Source organism: Streptomyces sp. NPDC029216, assembly GCF_040648015.1.
In the GTDB taxonomy this organism is placed as follows: domain Bacteria; phylum Actinomycetota; class Actinomycetes; order Streptomycetales; family Streptomycetaceae; genus Streptomyces.
In genome coordinates, this window is the sequence record NZ_JBEZWL010000071.1 from 1 (window position 1) to 17775 (window position 17775).

A 17775-nucleotide genomic window follows, 5' to 3' on the forward strand; every position below is an offset into this window, starting at 1 on the left:
GGCCGGGGCGGGCGGTCCGGCCGGAGTGTCCGGGGTGTCCGGTGTGTCCGGGGTGGACGAGTTCTGGCTGCTCGCGCAGGAGCTGCGGGGCGCGCGGGAGCAGGCGCACGAGACCCTCGTACGGCTGGCCGTGCCGGCCGCGCCGAGCGACAGCGACCGCAAGGTGGAGGTCTTCGTCAACCTCGCGCGCCGGCTTCAGTCGCTGGTGCACCGGGAGATCTCGCTGCTCGACGAGCTGGAGGACACGGTCGAGGACCCCGACCTGCTCAGGCAGCTCTTCCACGTCGACCACCTCGCCACCCGGATCCGCCGGCACGCCGAGAACCTCGCGGTGCTGGGCGGCGCCGCCTCCCGGCGCCAGTGGACGCGGCCGATCGACCTGAGCGAGGTGCTGCGGTCCTCGGTGGCCGAGGTGGAGCAGTACACGCGGGTGAAGGTGGTGCCCCCGGCGGGCGGCACCGTACGCGGGCACGCCGTCGCCGACGTGGTGCACCTGCTGGCCGAACTCGTGGAGAACGCCACGGTGTTCTCCGCTCCCGACACCGATGTGGTGGTGCGGGCCGAGCGGGTCACCGCCGGTATCGCGGTCGAGGTGGAGGACCGAGGCCTGGGCATGCCGCCGCGCGAGCAGAGCCGGATGAACACCCTGCTGGGCGACCCGGACCAGGTGAGCGTGCGGCACCTGCTGGCGGACGGGCGGATCGGCCTGTTCGTGGTCTCGGCACTGGCCCGGCGGCACGGGATCGCCGTCGAGCTGAAGTCCAACATCTACGGCGGGGTGCTCGCGGTCCTCGTGCTGCCCCAGGGCCTGCTGGGCGCGGAGTCCCCGAACGCCGCCGACGCCCTGTCCGGCTCCCGCCCCACCTCCTGGGGCACGGCCGAACCCACCCCCCTCCCCCCTCTGGAACCGGCCCGCCTCCCGGACCCGACCTCCCCGCCCCCCGAGCGTCCGGCCCCGGATGCGGAGGAGCCCCGGGATGCGGGCTGGGGCCTGACCCCGGCCCGTCCCGTGGACCGCGAACGGCCCCTGACCCCGGGCCGGGCACGGATGGCCGAGGCGCACGACACCGCGGGCGCGGCCCGGCCCTTGGACCGCGACCGGCCGGCGGACCCCGAACGGGGTCCCGCCCCGGCCGGGTTCGCGGAAGCGGCGGCCTCCGATTCGGGCTGGGGCCTGGCCCCTCAGCCCGTGGGCCGCGAACGGCCCCTGGCCCCGGGCCGGATCCCGGGCCCGGCACGGATCGCCGAGGCGGACGACACCGCGGGCGCGGCCCCGGCCCGGCGCTTGGACCGCGGCCGGTCGACGGAGCCCGAACGGAGCCCCGACTCGGCCGGGTTCACGAATGCGGGGGAGTCCCGGGGTTCGGGCTGGGGCCTGGCTCCTCAGCCCGTGGGCCGCGAACGGCCCCTGGCCCCAAGCCGGATCCCCGGCCCGGCACGGACCGCTGAGGCGGACGACACGGCTGACCCGGGCTGGAGCCCGGGGCCCCTCCGGTCCCTGGACCGGGGTCGGCCGGCGGACCCCGTACGGAGTCCCGGCCCGGCCGGGACCGCCGGTGCGGACGGCGCCTCGGACGCGGGACGGGGCCTGGGACCGGCCCCGTCGCCGGACCGGGGGCGGTCCTCGGAGCCGGCCCGGCCGCTGCCCTCGGGCTGGAGCCAGGAGGGCGGCTGGAGCCAGGACCCCGGCCGGTCCCTGGACCTCGGGCGCGCACCCGCTCCCGGCGGGGCCCCGGAGCCCGTCCGGCCCCCAGCCCCCGGCGGGGCCCCCGCCGCAGCACGTACCGCGGACCCGGCCCGCGCCCTGGACCTCGGCCGGACCCCGTCGCTGGACGACGACCCGGCCCGGCCCCCGGGCCTCGGCCGTGTCCCGGCCCCCGGCCGGCCCCGGATCACCGACACCGACTGGACCACCGACGCGGGCCTGGCCACGAACCTCGGCCGGGCCTCCGAAACGGACCGAGCCTCCGGCGCGGACCGGGCCACCGGCCTCGACCGGCCCTCCGACGCAGGCCTGGCCACGGACTACGGCCGGGTCACTGACGCGGGCCTGGCCACGGACCTTGGCCGGGTCGCAGACGCGGGCCTGGCCACGGACTTCGACCGGGCCGCAGACGCGGACCGGCCCACCGCCCTCGACGGGCCCACCGCCCTCGACCGGGCCTCCGGCCTCGGGCGGTCGTTCGACGAGGTTTGGAGTGCTGATCCGGGCCGGTCCCCGAGCCCGGCCCGGGGGGCCGTGCCCGGCGGGGTCCCCGGGCCGGCCGTCCCCGGACTGGAGCAGGCTTCGGGCCCCGCCTCCGCGTGGGCCCGGGGGGTCGGGGACGGGTACCCCGGGCCCCTGCCGCGGCGGGGCGGGGAGCGGCCCCCGTTGCCCCGCCGGCGCGCCCAGACGCATCTCGCGCCGCAGCTGTGCGAGGCCCCCGCCCCCCGCCGCGCGGACGGCGGCACCGAGCAAGCCGTGCACGACCCCGGCCTGATGGCGGCCTTCCAGCGGGGCTTCGGCCTCGCCCAGTCCGAGCAGCAGACACGGACACACGAGTGAACACCCGCACGAACCCCAGCAAGGAGCACACCCCCATGGCCGGCGAAGTGGCGACGCAGACGCAGATGCAGACGCAGACGATGGTGAAGACCAAGACCAGCAGCCTCTCGGATCTCGACTGGCTGCTCGGCGGGCTCGTCCAACGGGTCCCGTACACGCGCGCCGCGGTCCTGCTGACCAACGACGGGCTCGTCACCTGTGTGCACGGCCTGGACTCCGACAGCGCCGACCACATGGCCGCCCTCGCCTCCGGCCTGTACTCCCTCGGCCGCAGCGCCGGCGCCCGCTTCGGGGACGGCTCCGAGGTCCGTCAGGTCGTCGTCGAACTCGACACCGCCCTCGTCTTCGTCTCCGCGGCCGGCTCCGGCACCTGTCTGGCCGTACTCGCGGACCGGGAGGCCGACGCCGGCGTGCTCGGCTACGAGATGGCGATGCTGGTCAAGAGCGTACGGCCGTACCTGGCGGCCCCGCCGCGCCGCCCCGTGGCCGCGGCCGTCGCCGACGCCGACGCCGGGCGATGAGGGTCTGGGCCAGGGGGGAAAGGGGAACGGGGGCCGGTGCGCTGCGCGACACGCCCTGGCTCGACGACTCGGCCGGCCGGGTCATGCGCCCGTACACGGCCAGCGGCGGCCGCACCCGGCCCGCCGTCGCCCTCGACCTGCTGTCCCTGGTGACCGCCACCGGGGTCCGCCCGAGGGCCCCGCTCGGCGCCGAGCACACCCTCGCGCTGCGCTGCTGCGCGGGCGCGGCCGCGGTGACGGTCGCCGAGGTCGCCGGCCACCTGCGGCTCCCGGCGGTGGTGGTGAAGGTGCTGCTGTCCGACCTGATGGAGTGCGGGGCCGTGATGGCACAGGCGCCCCGGTTCCCGGGCGGCGCCGGGTCCTTCGCCGCCGACGACCAGACCCTGCTGAGGGCGGTGCTCGATGGCCTACGCCGACGGCTCTGAGGCCCCGGCCCTGCCCGTGACCCTGAAGATCCTGGTCGCGGGCGGGTTCGGGGCGGGCAAGACCACCTTCGTGGGCGCGGTCAGCGAGATCGAGCCGCTGTGCACGGAGGAACTGCTGAGCGGGACCGGCGAGGCCGCCGACCCGCTCGACGGGGTGGAGGCCAAGACGGCGACCACGGTGGCCCTGGACTTCGGCCGGCTCACCCTCGACGACCGGCACGTCCTCTACCTGTTCGGCACGCCCGGCCAGCAGCGCTTCTGGTTCCTGTGGGAGGAGCTCTGCGCGGGCGCGCTCGGCGCCGTCGTCCTCGCCGACACCCGCCGCCTCGCCGACTGCTTCCCCGCCGTGGACTTCTTCGAACGGCGCGGCATCGGCTTCGTCGTCGCCGTCAACGAGTTCGACGGCAGCCACCGCTACACGGCCGAGGAGGTCCGTGAAGCGGTGGGGCTCGGCCCGGAGGTGCCCGTCGTCCGCTGCGACGCGCGCCTCACGGGATCCGGTACGGGGACGCTGGCCGCCCTCGTCCACCACCTGCTGTGCACGGCGCGGCGCGCCGCGGCGCCGCGTCCGCCGGCCCAAGCCCAGTACGCACACCACTTCCCACCGGGGGGACTGCCATGACCCGCTACGAATCGACCGGCCACCTGCTGCTCACCCCGGTGGACCGGGAGGCGCCCGCGCGCGCCGTCCGGCTGCGCGAGATGAACCTGGGGGAGCGGGTGGACGCCGAACTCGACGCCTTCGCCCGCCGGGTCGCGCAGACCCTCGACGCCCCGTACGCCGGGGTCAACTTCGTCGGCGAGGACCGCCAGTTCTTCGCCGGACTGCACCACGGCCCGGACGCGGCGGCGAGCGGCTATCCCGCGCGGGTGCTGCCCCGCGACCACGGCTACTGCCCCCACGTGGTGGTGCGGCGCCGCGCCCTGGTCCTGGAGGACGTACGGGACTTCGCGCGCTTCGCGGGCAACGCGGTCGTGGACGAGAGCGGGGTCCGCTCCTACCTCGGGGCGCCGCTCACCGACCGGCGCGGCATCGTCCTCGGCACCGTGTGCGCGGTCGACGTGGTCCCCCGGAGGTGGGGACTGCCGGGCCTGACGACGGTCAAGTCCCTCGCCGCCGAGCTCGTGGAGCTGCTCCAGGAGCGCGGGGACCGCCCCGCCTGAGGCGACCCCGTCCGCCCGGTACCCGCTCAGCGCAGGAAGGCCGTGATCCGCTGCCGCAGCGAGCCGGCGTCCAGCCCGTGCGCGGCGGTGTGCTCCTCGATCGTCCCGAACCGGCGCAGCTCGGCGCGCCCCACCCCCAGCGGCAGGACCCGGTGCGGGACGTCGAGCAGCGCCTGCCCGGCGGCCGCCGCCGAGGTGCCGGCGAGGTACGGCTCCACCAGGACGACGTCGGCCGAGGCGCGGCCCGCGGCGGCGCGCAGGGCCTCGTCGTCGAAGGGGCGCACCGTGGTGGCGTACAGCACGGTGACGTCGAGGCCCTCGGTCGCGGCGAGGACGTTGTCGAGCAGCGGGCCGACGGCGACCACCACGCCCGCGCCGCCCTCCCGTACGGTCCGGAAGCCCAGGTCGCCGGCCGGCGGGAGGGGGGCAGCGTTCGACATCTGGGAGAGCCGGACGTAGACCCGGTCGTCCCCGGCGGCGTAGGCGTGGCGCAGCAGGGCCTCGGCCTCGTCGGGGTGGCCGGGCACGTGCACGGTCCAGCCGTCGAGGGTGTCCAGCAGGGCCACGTCACCGGGGGACATGTGGGTGTAGCCGCCGGCCGGCCAGTCGTAGCTGGCGCTGGAGCTGACCAGGACCCCGCCCGTGTCCTGGTGCCCGAAGTCCAGCTTGACCTGCTCGAACGGCCGCTCGACGAGGAAGCTGGCGAAGGTGTGGAGCACCGGCCGCAGCCCGGTGAGGGCCAGGCCGCCGCCCACGCCGACGAGCAGCTGCTCCCGGATCCCGACGTTGATCACCCGGTCGGGGTGGCGCTCCTGGGCGGGCCGGAACCCGTCCATGGTGATCTCGGCGAGCACGAGCGCCAGCCGGGGGTCCTCGTCGAGCAGCCTCGACGTGACCGAGATGAACCGTTCCCGCATGGTGTCCATGGACGTTCCCCTCAGTACTTCTTCTCGACGCGGGCGACGACGGCGTGCGGCCGGCCCGGATGCGGTGTGGTGAAGGCGGCGTGCAGCGCCGCGTGGTCGCGCCCGTCCACGGTGGCCGTGCTCCAGCCGGCCGCCTCGAAGCGGGAGGCGATCCCGCCGGGCCAGCCGTGGGTGGCGGAGTCGTTGTCGATCACCACGGTGTGCAGGGCCTCCAGCCCGGCGGAGCCGGCGTAGGCGATGGCCTCGTGGTTGCTGCCCTCGTCGAGCTCCGCGTCCCCGATCAGCGCCCAGACGGCGGGCTCGTCGAGCCCCTGCGCCCGCAGCCCGAGCGCGCTGCCGACGGCGAGCGGCAGACCGTGCCCGAGGGAGCCGCTGGCGATCTCCACGCCGGGGATCAGGACCCGGTCGGGGTGGTGCCCGAGGGGGGAGTCGTACGTGCCGAAGCCGGACAGCCAGTCGACGGGGAAGAACCCCTTGGCGGCGAGTACGGCGTAGTAGGCCATCGGCCCGTGCCCCTTGGACAGCAGGAACCGGTCCCGCCCGGGGTCCCCGGTGCTCCCGGGCCCGACCCGCAGCACCCGGTCGTAGAGCACCCACAGCACGTCCAGGGTGGAGGTGGCGGCGGGCCCGTGCTTCTCGTCGCCGGTCATCAGGGCCATCAGGCGGCCCAGGTCCTCGTAGCGGAAGCCTGCCTCCGCGGTTGCGTGTGTCATACAGGAACCATGCGACCTCAAGCGGACTTGAGGTCAAGCAGCCGCAGCCGGGTCCGTCAGATCGGGCCGCACCGGGAAAGGTGCGCGCGACCACCCGGGGAAGTGCGGTATGGTTCTCGTGCCGGTTCGGCCGGGGGAAACCCCAGGTCAGCGGCATCGGGACGTGGCGCAGCTTGGTAGCGCACTTGACTGGGGGTCAAGGGGTCGCAGGTTCAAATCCTGTCGTCCCGACCATGCGGAAACGCAGGTCGGAGGCCGTTCTCTCATCCGTGAGAGAGCGGCCTTTCGTGCGTCCGGAGCCGTGGCGGTCGCAGTGTGGTCGCACGTCCAGTCTGCGGCCGGTCGGCCGTGGCGCTGAACCCGGCTACGGCGGGGGAGCGGAGTCGGCGGAGGGCTTCGCGGAGGCGGTGGCCGCCGTGGCGCGCGGTCAGGCGGTGCGGATCGATGTCTGCTCCGGACCGCCGTGCCTGGACCGGGTGCCCGACGCCGTCCGGCTGGAGCCGGTGGGGCGGGTCCGGACCGCGACGGGGACGGTCGGCGGTGCGCCGCCTGCGCGGGACCGTCCGCCATGCCGGCGCTGTTCGCCCGCAAATTCTGGGGCGAGAAGCAGCGGGTGGTCTGCGGCCGGCGGGAGAAAAATCGGGCAAATCCTCATATCGCTCGGGTTCGGCCGGGGTAATTCCACAAGTTCTCGCCACGAGTTCTAGTGGATACATCCCTTCCTCGGCCCAAGATCCTGAACCAGGATCGTGTCGCATCCGGAAGCATTCAGTCCGCTTCGTCGACTCTGTACCCCAATGAGGACCCATGGTCTCCCCATTCGCCCTCCATGCCGATGCCTTCGGGTGGAGGTTCAGTGAAGGTCCTGCCCTCGGCGCGGCTCGAGAGCAGGGCCGTTGCACCCGGTGGGGACCCGGTCGCACAGCGGATGGGGGAGCGTTGGTCCTTTGAGGTTCCGGATCGGTCGTCCCGACAGCACCTTCGCGCATCCGGTTCCGGAGGAGCCACTACCCGTCCCCGTCGCGCACCCCAAAGTGCCCGAGCCCGTCGAACCACCCTTGTCGGACCACGAGATCGGCCTCATCAGGGCTTCCGTGTCGGTGGTCGAGCCCCTTGCCGTCGAGATGACGGTCTACTTCTACGCGATCCTGTTCGCCCGCCATCCCGAGGTGCGTCCGATGTTCCCGCCGGGGATGGACGCCCAGCGCGGCCGCCTCCTGCGCGCGCTGCTGCGCATCGTGGACCTGGTCGACGACCCCGAAAGCCTGGTCCGCTTCTGCGGACACCTCGGCCGCGATCACCGCAAGTTCGGCACCCTCGCCGCGCACTTCCCCGCCGTGGGCGAGTGCCTCCTCGCCTCTCTGGCCCGCTACGCGGGCCCCGCGTGGACCATGGACATCGCCGCCGCCTGGACGAAGGCGTACGGCGTGGTCGCCCAGGTCATGATCAGTGCGGCCGAGCAGGACGAGGCGCAACGGCCCGCCGTATGGCCCGCCACGGTGGTGCACCGCATCTCGCGCGGACACGGCATCGCCGAAATCACCGTACGACCGCACATCGCCTACGAGTACGCCGCCGGCCAGTACGTGAGCGTCGAGACCCCGTGGTGGCCGAAGCGGTGGCGCTACTACTCGGTCGCCAACGCGCCGCGCGAGGACGGCACCCTCACCTTCCACGTCCGCGCGGTGCCCGGCGGCTCGGTCAGCGACGCACTGGTGCACCGAGCCGTGGTGGGCGACGTACTGCACCTGGGGGCCCCGATGGGCGACATGGTCCTGGACGCGGCCGTCCATAAGGACCTGCTCTGCGTGGCCGGCGGCACCGGCCTCGCCCCGATCCGCGCACTCGTCGAAGAGGTCGCCCGTCGAGGGGGACGTCATCAAGTGGACCTGTTCCTCGGCGCCCGAACCGGCGGTGAGCTGTACGGGGTGGAAGACATGCTCAGGATGGCCCAACGGCACCACTGGCTGACCATCAGGGGCGCTGTCTCCCACGAGTACATCCCCGGAATCCGGGGCTCCTTGCCGGACGTCCTGGCCGAGTACGGGCCGTGGTACCAGCACGACGTCTATCTCAGCGGCCCGGCTCGGATGGTCGTCTGCGCCAGCGAGACGCTCACCCTGGCCGGCACCCTGCCCGAACGCATCCATCACGATCCGTTCGAGACCCCGGTCCTGTCCCTGCCCTGAGCCGAGGCGATCCCGCAAGCGCGCGCCCGCCGGGCGCGCCCGAACCACGCCCTTCCCCGAGGCGCCCCCTTGTCCGTCCTGCCAGGAGAACCCCTCGTGACCTTGCCTCCGCCGCCCTTCGGATCAGCGGGTGAGCACCAGCTGCAGCAGCAATTGGGCACCGCCGACCGAGCCGCCCGCTTCTACGATCGACAAGTGCGTCCCCATCTCACCTCCGAGATGCGGGAGTTCATCGGCCGCCAGGCGATGGTCTTCCTGGCCACCGCGGACTCCCACGGAGAGTGCGATGCCAGCTTCCGGGCCGGTCCCCCGGGATTCGTCCATGTGATCGACGAACACGCCCTGGCCTACCCCGAGTTCCGGGGGAACGGTGTGCTCGCCAGCGCCGGGAACATGACCGAGAACCCGCACCTCGGCATGCTCTTCGTGGACTTCACCCACCACCGCATAGGGCTCCACGTCAACGGCGTGGCCCGGCTCTACCGCGACGGGGACCTGCGCCGCATCCATCCCGGTCTGCCCACCGGTACCGTTCCCGGGCGCAGTCCGGAGATCTGGGTCCACCTCACCGTCGAGGAGGCCTACATCCACTGCTCCAAGTACATACCCCACCTGGAACCGGCCCCCCGTCCCGCCGGCCACGACCGGGCCCGCCCCAAGGACGCGGACTACTTCACCCAGCCGCACGTCCCGCCGGCCGGGCCGTCCGTGGGACCGGCTGTCCCAGCGGAGGAGACCCCACGGATCCACGGGGGTCACAGGGCCGGGCCCAGCCGGTTCCCGCGCTTGAGGAAGCTGGCGTGGAAGAGCGATCCGTCCGGGTGACGACGCCCCAGGTCGCTCCGGTCGGCGCCTCCCCCGAGTCCGTACCGCCGGGACCTACTCGTTGACCGGGACCGGGAGGGAGAGGACGGCGCTGGACGGGGTACCGGTGAGCTACTCCGCGGGCACGGTGAAGTCGATCCTTACGCGGCGCGCAGGTCCAGGCTCAGTACGTCGCTGACGTCCGAGGTGATGACGAGGTGCCCGGTGACGCCCGGCTTCCCGGTGGGCACGAGTGTGAGCGCCGTCAGCTGCACCCGGTCGGTGAACGGGCCCGGCTCGACGCGGATCTCGCCCGGCGGGGCCGGCCGGGCGAGGACCGCGGCCGGTGCGGGTGCGCCCCGCGGTGCGGGCATCGGCCGAACAGCGCGCGGTACATCTTCCCGTACCGGCACCCCTGAGCGCGGCAAAGGCAGCGGCCTCGGGCTCACCATCGCCACCGGCCGCACCCGACTCATCCGTGCACACCTCACCTTCACCAACGCATCCGACGGCGGAGCCCAGGCCGCCGCCCTTTCCCTGGACGCGGACACCCCGGCTGAGGCCCGACGGCTACGGCGTGGATTTCGCCGATCGAGTGACGGGAACGATGCTCACCGACGACCGGCTTGCCTGGCTAAGCTCGCCGAGATCAGCAAGCCCCGCGGGACGCCCAAGGCCTCGCCCCGATCCGGCCTGCGCCGGACTGTCTGCGTCGCTATCGCGATCCCAAGTCGGCAGCGAGAGTGAGGAGCGTCACATGCTGGGTGCTTCCGGCTTGCTTTGAGGACCGACCCAGAGGTTCGGCAGGCTTGCGCGGTGCACACCATCCGTGGTGGCACTCTCGAGCGGGCACCCGGGCGACGCCTCGGGGTGGCGGCCGGTTGGGGACCAGTTGGGGGCCAGCGCCAGTGCCCGCAGGTGCACGACGCGCGCATTTACGCACATTACTCGACCTCAAATCGCCCTGTATGTCAGGATTTTGACCCCGACCCATCGATCTGTGGGTCAAGGGGTCGCAGGTTCAAATCCTGTCGGCCCGACCATGCTTTTAGCTGGTCGGAGGCCGTTCTCTCATCCGTGAGAGGACGGCCTTTTCCGTGCCCGGATTGCTGGTGGTCGCAGTGTGGTCGCACGCCCTCTTTGGGCCGAGGGCCTCTCCCTTGCGCATGCCGGTGCCGATGAGGAAGTCGAACAGGTCGGCCATATCCGGGTCTGCCTGGTGGCAGTGCCGGAGGCAGCGGACGGCCTCGTGGGCGAGGCGGTGCTGTCTGACGGCGTCACCGAGAGCGCTGGAGAGAGTGGCCAGGCATCGGTAGAGGGTGGTCTTGCCGCGGTCGGCGGCGAGCTCGCCGGTGACGAACGCGGCGATGTGCCGGTGCCCGAGCTCGTCCAAGCTTCAGGGTCCCGAAGGCCGGGACGAGATCGTTGTGGACGTAGGCCCGGTACCGCGCCAGGGTGGTCGGCTTACCGGCCGGCCCGTTGGCCCAGCCGTCCACGCCCGGAGTGCGCTACCGCCGCTGGCGTACGGTCGCCTTCGAGGGCTGCGGGAGCCTGTCCGCCCCGGACCACCAGCGGCACCCGCGGCCTGATCCCGCTGCTCAACGCGGTGCCACCGGTGCGGGGCAAGCGCGGCAGGCCCCGGCACCTCACCCTCGGCTGCGCACTCATCTGCTGGCGAGGTCTGATCGCATCACGTACCAATGGATGATTCCGCTCCCCCCTTCGGTGGAGGGCCCGCCGAGGCGACGGTACCCAGGCGTGATGCCCGGAGGCCCGTCACGTAGCACCGTGGAACCGGCCGGTGGCAGTCGTCGGCCGGTGAGGATTCCGAGGCAGGAGTGGATGACGCGCATGGTGAGGCCGGCAGCAGCTCGGATGGTCGTGGCCCTGGGCAGTGTGGCTGCCGCGCCCTATATCGCCCTGAAGACGTACTGGGCATTCGGCGGCAGGGCGGGGCTTGCGGACGGGTTCGATGTAGTGGGTGAGTTCGAGAAGAACGGTGCCCCCGATGCTTTGGTGTGGCTGGAACGACACGGCATGGACTTCACGGCCGTGCTGGCGCTGACGGCGGTGATGCTGGCATCTGCCCTCGTATGGCCATGGGGCCGAAGACTTCCCCGGCGGCTACTGCTCGCCCCGGCCTGGGCGGGAACGCTGTTGATCCCCTACGGCCTGCTGACCGCCGTAGTTGCGCTCACCATGAACGGCAGTCACGCCGCGCCTTCGATAACTCAGTGGGTGGTGCCCGCCGGGGTCGGCGCGTTCCTGGGCATCGGAACAGCTCTGGGCATCGGAGCCTGGTCACACCTGAACCATCACGCTGTTACTGGACGCCGGCCTCGTTGAAAGGGGATGGCGATAGCGGAGCTGCGTCCTCACCGACATCCCGCGGCTCCGGCTATGCCATCCATCACCCCCCTTCCGCAGTGATCCGACTGCGTCAAAGTCGCTCGGTCATGGTGACCGCGGTGGAGACAATGCCCGGCAGCGATCCCGACCGGGCCGGCTTCACCATCGCTCTGGAGGCCGTCCGCGGCGCCGCTGTCAGCCTCGTCGACGCAACTGTGGTCCCCACGCCGAGTGCCGGCTCCGACCTGGCGGGACACATCGGCGCCCATGCCTGCACGCCCTGCTTCCCGGGCGCCGGATGAGACTGTCCACCCGGGTCGCGAGGTGCGGGACCTCCCGCTGGATACCTGCGCCGAGTGCGGGCCGGCGCAGCCGATCCGGAACGGATCGTGATCTGTTCCGGCTACGCACAGGGCCTCGGCCTCGCCCTGCACGTCCTGGCCGGGAGCGGTGTCCGCACGGTGGCCGGCAGGGGCGGGCGGTGCGCCGGACCGCCTGAGGCCACGAGCTCATCCGCAGCTCGCCAGCCACTGGTCGGTGGGCCACCAACTCGCCGCTACCGTACGGATGTGTTCGGCATCACCGAGGAAGTCGCCCGTTCCGCCGCCGAGCTCGTCGCCGGCTTGCTCAGCCGCCTTGAAGGGCGCTGGGACACCCTGGTCACACCTGACATCGCGCGCCAGTGGGAGTCGTTCCGGGCCGCTGCCCGCCCCGGCCCACGTGTCGTTGCTGAAAGGTTCCCTCACCTCGCCTCAAAACCAGCCTCGCCGGTGGTCGGCTGTGGCCAGCCGGGCACACTACTGGGCTGTGCGGGTGGTCATGTCCATTGCAGGAACGATCAAGCTCCGGCCGATTCTTCCTCGCGTCGGACGGGCGTGGAACTTTGACGCTGCAAGTCCACGAACCGACCGAGACACTCAGGAGGTGTTCGGCAAATGGTGACCGCACCAGTGCTCTGGAACAACGACAAGGCGTACCTGTTCGACGGCGGGAACTACTACCGCTACGACGTCACCAAGGACAAGGTCGACCCCGGCTACCCGGCGCGAATCGCCGGCAACTGGACGGGTCTGTTCCCCTCTCGCGTCGACGCCGGCGTGGTGTGGAACAACGGCAAGGCGTACTTCTTCCGCGGCACCGAGTACGTCCGCTTCGACATGGCGGCCGACAAGGTCGACGAGGGCTACCCGAAGAAGATCGCCACCCACTGGAAGGGGCTGTTCCCGGACCACATCGACGCCGCCGTGATGTGGAACAACGGCAAGGCGTACTTCTTCCGCGGTTCCGAGTACGTCCGTTACGACATCGCGGCGGACAAGGTCGACGACGGGTACCCGAAGCCGATCGCCGGCAACTGGCCCGGCCTGTGGGAATCGGACCTCGACGGCGGCGTGGTGTGGAACAACGGCAAGGCGTACTTCTTCCGCGGGTCCGAGTACGTGCGGTACGACATCGCGGCCGACAAGGTCGACGACGGGTACCCGAGGCCCATCGCCGCCAACTGGCCCGGCCTCCCGTAACCGTCGGGAAGGACCCGCGACACCACCGTGTACGCGGTGTGCGTCCGCGACGACGGCTGACGAGCCCCCGCACCTGGCAACGCCGCGGTGGCCGGGTATAGGCGACGCCAGCCGGTGGTCGTGGCCGACGGAACCCGTCGGCCACCTCCACGGCCATGTTCCCTCTGCGGCCGGTAGTGGCAACCGTGGGAGAGGCATCGTGAGCATGTTCATCACCGGCGTACGCGGCACGAGCGACGCGAAGCAGATCCGTGTCTACGAGCAGGGGAATCCGACCTCTGTATGGACCTGGGACCCCAGCGACGCCGAAGCGCTCATGACCGACGAGGAGCGCGCCGAGTGCAGCGCGGTCCTCAACGCGGTTCGCCGGGGACACCCTCCGCGACAAGGGGGCGGAGCCCGGCAGCCTCGTCATCGACCCGGGCGCGCGGACGCTGCGCGGGCCCGGAGAGCGGCACAGGCTCGACGGCGGGGCGTTCGCGGGCGTGGACGTACCTCTCGGGGAGGTGCGGACCGATGAGCAGGGGCGGCTGCTTGTTCTCGGGGGGAGCGGAGCCGCCGGGTCACCGATGGGCGCGCCCTGCGACAACTTCGCCGACAACGACGGCTGGTACGACGACACCTGCGACGGACCCGTCGAAGCCGTCGTCCACCTCCGGGGCGCGACCCGATCCGAGCCGAGCGGGCCTGGATCGTCGTCGCGCCTCCGAAGTTCGCCCCCGAGCTGGAAGACGCGTTCACCGTGTGGGACCTGCTCACCGACCTGTTCGCGAAGGGGCCGGCGACGGGGAGGGAGAGATCACCCCGTACGGCGACAGGCGCGGTTGGTGCGGTGTCCCGGGGGCGGCTGGCCCGCCACAGGGCGGACCGGCTGCGCTGCACGGTCTGGCGGATTCCGGCCGCCCAGTGGCGACCGCGGAGGTGACTGTGCCGCGGAAACGGGAGGGTGTCGACGGCTTCGCGGGCTGCCTGCCGGGTGAGGTGGCTCTAGATGTTCGCTGTCGTCGACAGGGTGCAGCGCACGTAAAGCACGCCTCCGGTCAGGTGGACCTCGTTCCGTGGAGGCCGAGGGCCTCCCCTTTTCCCATGCCGGTGCCGATGAGGACGAGGAAGCGGGCGGCCTCCACCGCCTCCGCCGCGCACGCCCAGCGGCTCTGCTCGGAGCCGACGAAGCCCGGCTTCATGGCCTGCCACGCGCTGGCCCGTACCGACCGGCGGGGATCGCCTCGGTTACCCGTTGCTCACGCCTTGTTCGCGTCGATCTCGGCGATCAGGCCCTGGATGAGGCCCTTGATCTCGTCGCGGATGGGTCGCACGGCCTCGACGCCCTGCCCGGCCGGGTCGTCGAGCTGCCAGTCGAGATAGGTCTTGCCGGGGAAGTACGGGCAGGCGTCCCCGCAGCCCATGGTGATGATGTAGTCCGACGCCTGGGCCGCCTCGGGGGTCAGCACCTTCGGCGTCTGGTCGGAGATGTCGATGCCCAGCTCGGCCATCGCGGCCACCGCGGAGGGGTTGATCCGGTCGCCCGGCATCGAGCCGGCAGAGCGGACCTCGACGCGGTCGCCGGCGAGGTGGCGCAGGAAGCCTGCGGCCATCTGGGAGCGGCCGGCGTTGTGGATGCAGACGAAGAGAACGGACGCGAGCGGGTTCGCGGACATCGGCTTTTCCTTCATGGCAGGCACGGCTGCGCCACGCCGCAGACCCGCGGCATGGTTCAGCCCGGACTGGTGTCAGCCCTCAATGATGTGACAGTATCAGTCCATGATGACGTCAGTCGACACTGATCTGATCCGGGTTCTGGCCGACCCCCTCAGGCTCCGGATCGTGACCCTCCTCGCCAAGGAGACGCTCTGCACCACCCATCTCGTGGAGGAGACGGGCGCCAAGCAGACCAACCTCTCCAACCACCTGAAGGTGCTGCGCGAGGCCGGGGTCGTGGAGACGGAGCCGTGCGGGAGGTTCATCTACTACCGCCTGCGCCCGGAAGTCATCGAAGGCATCGCCGGTCAGTTCGCCGACCTCGCCCAGACCGCGCGCGCCACCGCCGAAGCGAACCTCAAGCGGTCCTGCCCCTAACCGTCCCGCTTGGCCTCACCTGCCCGAGGAGAACCTGTCTTGACCGCCACCGAGCCCGTCGGCGCCGCGCCCGCAGCAGAATCCGTCATAGCCGCCAAGGCGCCGCAGACCGCCCCTGGCGTGACCCCGCCCCGTACGCCGTTGACCGCCCGTGCGGCCGCCGAGCTGGTCGGTACCGCCGCCCTGGTCGCGATCGTGGTCGGCTCCGGGATCCAGGCCACCGAGCTCACGGACGATGTCGCGCTGCAGCTGCTGGCGAACTCCACCGCCACCGTCTTCGGCCTCGGCGTCCTGATCGCCCTCCTCGGACCGGTGTCCGGTGCGCACTTCAACCCGGCCGTGACGCTGGCCGAGTGGTGGACCGCCCGCCGCGGGGGCGCCGGCGTGAACGCCCGCGAGCTCGCCGTGTACGTGCCGTCCCAGATCGCCGGCGCGGTCGCGGGCGCGATCCTGGCGGACGCGATGTTCGGCGAGCCATTGGTCAAGTGGTCCACGCACGACCGCTCCGCAGGGAATCTGCTGCTGGGCGAGGTCGTCGCCACGGCCGGGTTGATCCTTCTGATCTTCGGCCTGGCCAAGACGGACCGGCTCCGCTTCGCGCCCGTCGCGGTCGCCTCCTACATCGGCGCCGCGTACTGGTTCACCTCCTCCACCTCCTTCGCCAACCCGGCCGTCACCATCGGCCGCGCCTTCACCGACACCTTCGCCGGCATCGCCCCCGCCTCCGTGGCCGGCTTCATCGGCATGCAGCTGATCGGCGCCGTGGTCGGCCTGGCTCTCGTCGCGGTCATCTTCCTGCGGGGCAAGACCGGCGAGGGAAAGCCCGCAGCATGACCCAGCACACCGGCGTGGTGGTGATCGGCGGCGGCCAAGCCGGGCTCGCCGCCGGCTACCACCTGCGCCGCCTGGGCATCGAGCACGTCATCCTCGACGCCCAGGCCGCGCCCGGCGGAGCCTGGCAGCACACCTGGGACTCGCTTCGTCTCTTCTCGCCGGCCGCCTATTCCTCCCTGCCTGGCCGGCTGATGCCGGCGCAGGAGGGCCAGGTCTACCCCGAAGCCGAACACGTCGTGGCGTACCTGGCGGACTACGAGAAGCGGTACGAACTCCCCGTTCAGCACGGTGTGTGGGTCGCGGCGGTCCACCGCGACGGCGCCTTCCTGCGGGTCGAGACGGACTGCGGTGACTGGCGGGCCCGCGCGGTCATCAGCGCCACAGGAACCTGGACCCGCCCCTTCCTGCCCGCCGTCCCCGGTCGCCGGGAGTTCACCGGGCGCCAGCTCCACACCGTCCAGTACCGCAGCCCTGCCGAGTTCGCCGGACAGCGGGTGATCGTGGTCGGGGGAGGGAACTCCGGCGCCCAGATCGCCGCCGACCTCGCCGGTACCACCGAGCTGACGTGGGTGACCCAGCGGCCTCCGCGTTATCTGGCGGACGACATCGACGGCCGCGCCCTCTTCGACCACGCCACCGCCCGGCGCCGCGCCTTGGACGAAGGCCGCACCGACACCGGCGGCGTCGCCTCCCTCGGCGACGTCGTCGCCGTCCCACCCGTACGTGCGGCCCGCGATGCCGGGCTGCTGACCGCGAAGCCGATGTTCACCCGCCTCACCGAGACCGGTGTGGAGTGGGCCGACGGCATCCGTGCCCAGGCCGACGCCGTCATCTGGTGCACCGGCTTCCGTCCGGCGCTGGCTCACTTCGCCGGGCTGCGCCTGCGCGGAACACGCGGGCGCATCGCCACGGACGGCACCCGAGCCGTCGACGACCCACGCCTGCACCTGCTCGGGTACGGCGACTGGACCGGGCCGGCCTCCGCGACCCTGATCGGCGTCGGACGCCCGGCTCGCGAGGCAGCCAGGCAGATCGCCGATCTCCTGCGCTGACCTGCCGCCGTACTGCTCAGCGGCCGGGCAGGGTGAGCCGGCGGTGGTGGAAGTCGAAATGCCGGGTGGGGCGGTGGAACGTGTACCGGGCGCGCTCGTAGTCGTCGTACACGGCCTGCCGGTCCATGACGGAGCCGCTCGTCATATCCCGCTGCTTCCCCTCGGGCCGTGGTGATACCCGCTCCGTGGCTGAATCCACCGCATCGTCAGGTGACAGCTGGGCTGCGGCGCTCCAGCAGGATGCTCATGCCGCCTTCGCGGCGCCGGTCAGCAGCGCGCCCATGGCGGCAAGGACGGCCGGCTCGACCCGGTAGTACACCCAGGTTCCGCGCCGCTCGGAGGACAGCAGGCCGGCTTCCTTGAGCTTCTTCAGGTGGTGGGAGACGGTCGGCTGCGAGACGCCCACGTCGGAGATGTCGCACACGCATGCCTCTCCGCCCTCGTGCGAGGCGACGGCGGAGAACAGGCGCAGCCGCACGGGGTCGCCGAGCGCCTTGAACATCTTCGCCGCGACCTCGGCCTCCTCCGCCGACATGGGGCGCTCGTTCAGCGGCGGGCAGCAGGGCGCTACGGCCTCGGGCTCAAGGAGCGGCAACGCCTTCACATTCGACATACGTCTATGTTGACACATATCGAACCAGTGACGGGAGGGGCCCC

General features: G+C 72.2%; 21 protein-coding genes, 1 tRNA gene and 2 pseudogenes. 16 read left to right on the plus strand and 8 right to left on the minus strand.

What is annotated here, in order from left to right:
- Positions 1–25 precede the first annotated feature (25 nt).
- The 5 genes from AB0F18_RS23855 (at position 26) to AB0F18_RS23875 (ending at position 4655) form a co-directional block, all read left to right on the plus strand.
- Entirely contained in the window at positions 26–2545 is a 2520-nt protein-coding gene (locus AB0F18_RS23855) for an ATP-binding protein (RefSeq protein ID WP_362063937.1), read from the plus strand.
- An 80-nt stretch (positions 2546–2625) separates the two neighbouring features.
- Positions 2626–3066 carry a roadblock/LC7 domain-containing protein gene (locus AB0F18_RS23860; protein WP_362063939.1) on the plus strand — a complete coding sequence of 147 codons (441 nt, stop codon included), beginning with the start codon at positions 2626–2628 and terminating at the stop codon, positions 3064–3066.
- Positions 3063–3491: a DUF742 domain-containing protein gene (locus AB0F18_RS23865; RefSeq protein WP_362063871.1), complete on the plus strand. Its 429-nt coding sequence runs from the start codon at positions 3063–3065 to the stop codon at positions 3489–3491. The genes AB0F18_RS23860 and AB0F18_RS23865 overlap by 4 nt, the downstream gene beginning before the upstream one ends.
- Positions 3469–4113, plus strand: coding sequence for an ATP/GTP-binding protein (locus AB0F18_RS23870; protein WP_362063873.1), 645 nt, complete (start codon positions 3469–3471; stop codon positions 4111–4113). Before AB0F18_RS23865 ends, AB0F18_RS23870 begins: the two co-directional genes overlap by 23 nt.
- Entirely contained in the window at positions 4110–4655 is a 546-nt protein-coding gene (locus AB0F18_RS23875) for a GAF domain-containing protein (RefSeq protein WP_362063875.1), read from the plus strand. Before AB0F18_RS23870 ends, AB0F18_RS23875 begins: the two co-directional genes overlap by 4 nt.
- 26 nt (positions 4656–4681) lie before the next feature.
- On the opposite strand, the gene AB0F18_RS23880 is transcribed toward AB0F18_RS23875, so the two are convergent.
- Positions 4682–5581 (minus strand): transketolase, encoded by a 900-nt coding sequence (locus tag AB0F18_RS23880; RefSeq protein ID WP_362063877.1) that lies wholly within the window; start codon positions 5579–5581, stop codon positions 4682–4684.
- Between the two features lie 11 nt (positions 5582–5592).
- The gene (locus AB0F18_RS23885; protein ID WP_362063879.1) at positions 5593–6294 is read right to left on the minus strand and encodes a transketolase; all 702 of its coding nucleotides are present in this window, start codon (positions 6292–6294) and stop codon (positions 5593–5595) included.
- Positions 6295–6451: 157 nt separating this feature from the next.
- Between AB0F18_RS23885 and AB0F18_RS23890 the strand changes: the two genes are divergently transcribed.
- The 3 genes from AB0F18_RS23890 (at position 6452) to AB0F18_RS23900 (ending at position 9308) form a co-directional block, all read left to right on the plus strand.
- Positions 6452–6528: transfer RNA gene (locus AB0F18_RS23890), tRNA-Pro, on the plus strand.
- An 824-nt stretch (positions 6529–7352) separates the two neighbouring features.
- Complete coding sequence (locus AB0F18_RS23895) at positions 7353–8483, plus strand: globin domain-containing protein (RefSeq protein ID WP_362063881.1); 1131 nt, start codon at positions 7353–7355, stop codon at positions 8481–8483.
- Positions 8484–8678: 195 nt separating this feature from the next.
- Positions 8679–9308, plus strand: a complete 630-nt coding sequence (locus AB0F18_RS23900; protein WP_362063883.1) for a pyridoxamine 5'-phosphate oxidase family protein — start codon at positions 8679–8681, stop codon at positions 9306–9308.
- 140 nt (positions 9309–9448) lie between these two features.
- Here AB0F18_RS23900 and AB0F18_RS23905 read toward each other — a convergent pair whose 3' ends face one another.
- Positions 9449–9661, minus strand: a complete 213-nt coding sequence (locus AB0F18_RS23905) for a hypothetical protein (protein WP_362063943.1) — start codon at positions 9659–9661, stop codon at positions 9449–9451.
- Positions 9662–9689: 28 nt separating this feature from the next.
- Here AB0F18_RS23905 and AB0F18_RS23910 point away from each other — a divergent pair.
- Positions 9690–10034 (plus strand): annotated as a pseudogene (locus AB0F18_RS23910) (hypothetical protein); the annotation flags it as partial.
- A gap of 301 nt (positions 10035–10335) precedes the next feature.
- Here AB0F18_RS23910 and AB0F18_RS23915 read toward each other — a convergent pair.
- Positions 10336–10680 (minus strand): hypothetical protein, encoded by a 345-nt coding sequence (locus tag AB0F18_RS23915; RefSeq protein WP_362063885.1) that lies wholly within the window; start codon positions 10678–10680, stop codon positions 10336–10338.
- A gap of 449 nt (positions 10681–11129) precedes the next feature.
- On the opposite strand from AB0F18_RS23915, the gene AB0F18_RS23920 reads away from it, so the two are divergent.
- The 4 genes and pseudogenes from AB0F18_RS23920 to AB0F18_RS23935 form a co-directional block, all read left to right on the plus strand.
- Positions 11130–11633 (plus strand): hypothetical protein, encoded by a 504-nt coding sequence (locus AB0F18_RS23920; protein ID WP_362063945.1) that lies wholly within the window; start codon positions 11130–11132, stop codon positions 11631–11633.
- A gap of 122 nt (positions 11634–11755) precedes the next feature.
- Positions 11756–11938: a hypothetical protein gene (locus AB0F18_RS23925; RefSeq protein ID WP_362063887.1), complete on the plus strand. Its 183-nt coding sequence runs from the start codon at positions 11756–11758 to the stop codon at positions 11936–11938.
- 633 nt (positions 11939–12571) lie between these two features.
- A complete protein-coding gene (locus tag AB0F18_RS23930) occupies positions 12572–13156 on the plus strand; it encodes a hemopexin repeat-containing protein (RefSeq protein WP_362063889.1) in 585 nt (194 codons plus the stop codon).
- A 404-nt stretch (positions 13157–13560) separates the two neighbouring features.
- Positions 13561–14136 (plus strand): annotated as a pseudogene (locus AB0F18_RS23935) (LodA/GoxA family CTQ-dependent oxidase); the annotation flags it as partial.
- A gap of 60 nt (positions 14137–14196) precedes the next feature.
- Here the strand turns inward: AB0F18_RS23935 and AB0F18_RS23940 are convergent.
- Together AB0F18_RS23940 and AB0F18_RS23945 are read right to left on the minus strand one after the other, a co-directional pair.
- Positions 14197–14340: a hypothetical protein gene (locus tag AB0F18_RS23940; RefSeq protein WP_362063891.1), complete on the minus strand. Its 144-nt coding sequence runs from the start codon at positions 14338–14340 to the stop codon at positions 14197–14199.
- 57 nt (positions 14341–14397) lie between these two features.
- A complete protein-coding gene (locus tag AB0F18_RS23945; protein WP_362063893.1) occupies positions 14398–14814 on the minus strand; it encodes an arsenate reductase ArsC in 417 nt (138 codons plus the stop codon).
- 103 nt (positions 14815–14917) lie between these two features.
- Here AB0F18_RS23945 and AB0F18_RS23950 point away from each other — a divergent pair, with 103 nt between their 5' ends.
- From AB0F18_RS23950 to AB0F18_RS23960, 3 genes are read left to right on the plus strand one after another with little or no spacing between them, the layout of a single operon-like run.
- Positions 14918–15232 (plus strand): metalloregulator ArsR/SmtB family transcription factor, encoded by a 315-nt coding sequence (locus tag AB0F18_RS23950; protein WP_362063895.1) that lies wholly within the window; start codon positions 14918–14920, stop codon positions 15230–15232.
- Positions 15233–15271: 39 nt separating this feature from the next.
- Positions 15272–16066 carry an MIP/aquaporin family protein gene (locus AB0F18_RS23955; RefSeq protein WP_362063897.1) on the plus strand — a complete coding sequence of 265 codons (795 nt, stop codon included), beginning with the start codon at positions 15272–15274 and terminating at the stop codon, positions 16064–16066.
- Positions 16063–17118: an ArsO family NAD(P)H-dependent flavin-containing monooxygenase gene (locus AB0F18_RS23960; protein WP_362063899.1), complete on the plus strand. Its 1056-nt coding sequence runs from the start codon at positions 16063–16065 to the stop codon at positions 17116–17118. The genes AB0F18_RS23955 and AB0F18_RS23960 overlap by 4 nt, the downstream gene beginning before the upstream one ends.
- 16 nt (positions 17119–17134) lie before the next feature.
- Here AB0F18_RS23960 and AB0F18_RS23965 read toward each other — a convergent pair whose 3' ends face one another.
- The gene (locus AB0F18_RS23965) at positions 17135–17263 is read right to left on the minus strand and encodes a hypothetical protein (protein WP_362063901.1); all 129 of its coding nucleotides are present in this window, start codon (positions 17261–17263) and stop codon (positions 17135–17137) included.
- Positions 17264–17362: 99 nt separating this feature from the next.
- Positions 17363–17731: a metalloregulator ArsR/SmtB family transcription factor gene (locus tag AB0F18_RS23970; protein ID WP_362063903.1), complete on the minus strand. Its 369-nt coding sequence runs from the start codon at positions 17729–17731 to the stop codon at positions 17363–17365.
- Positions 17732–17775: the final 44 nt, after the last annotated feature.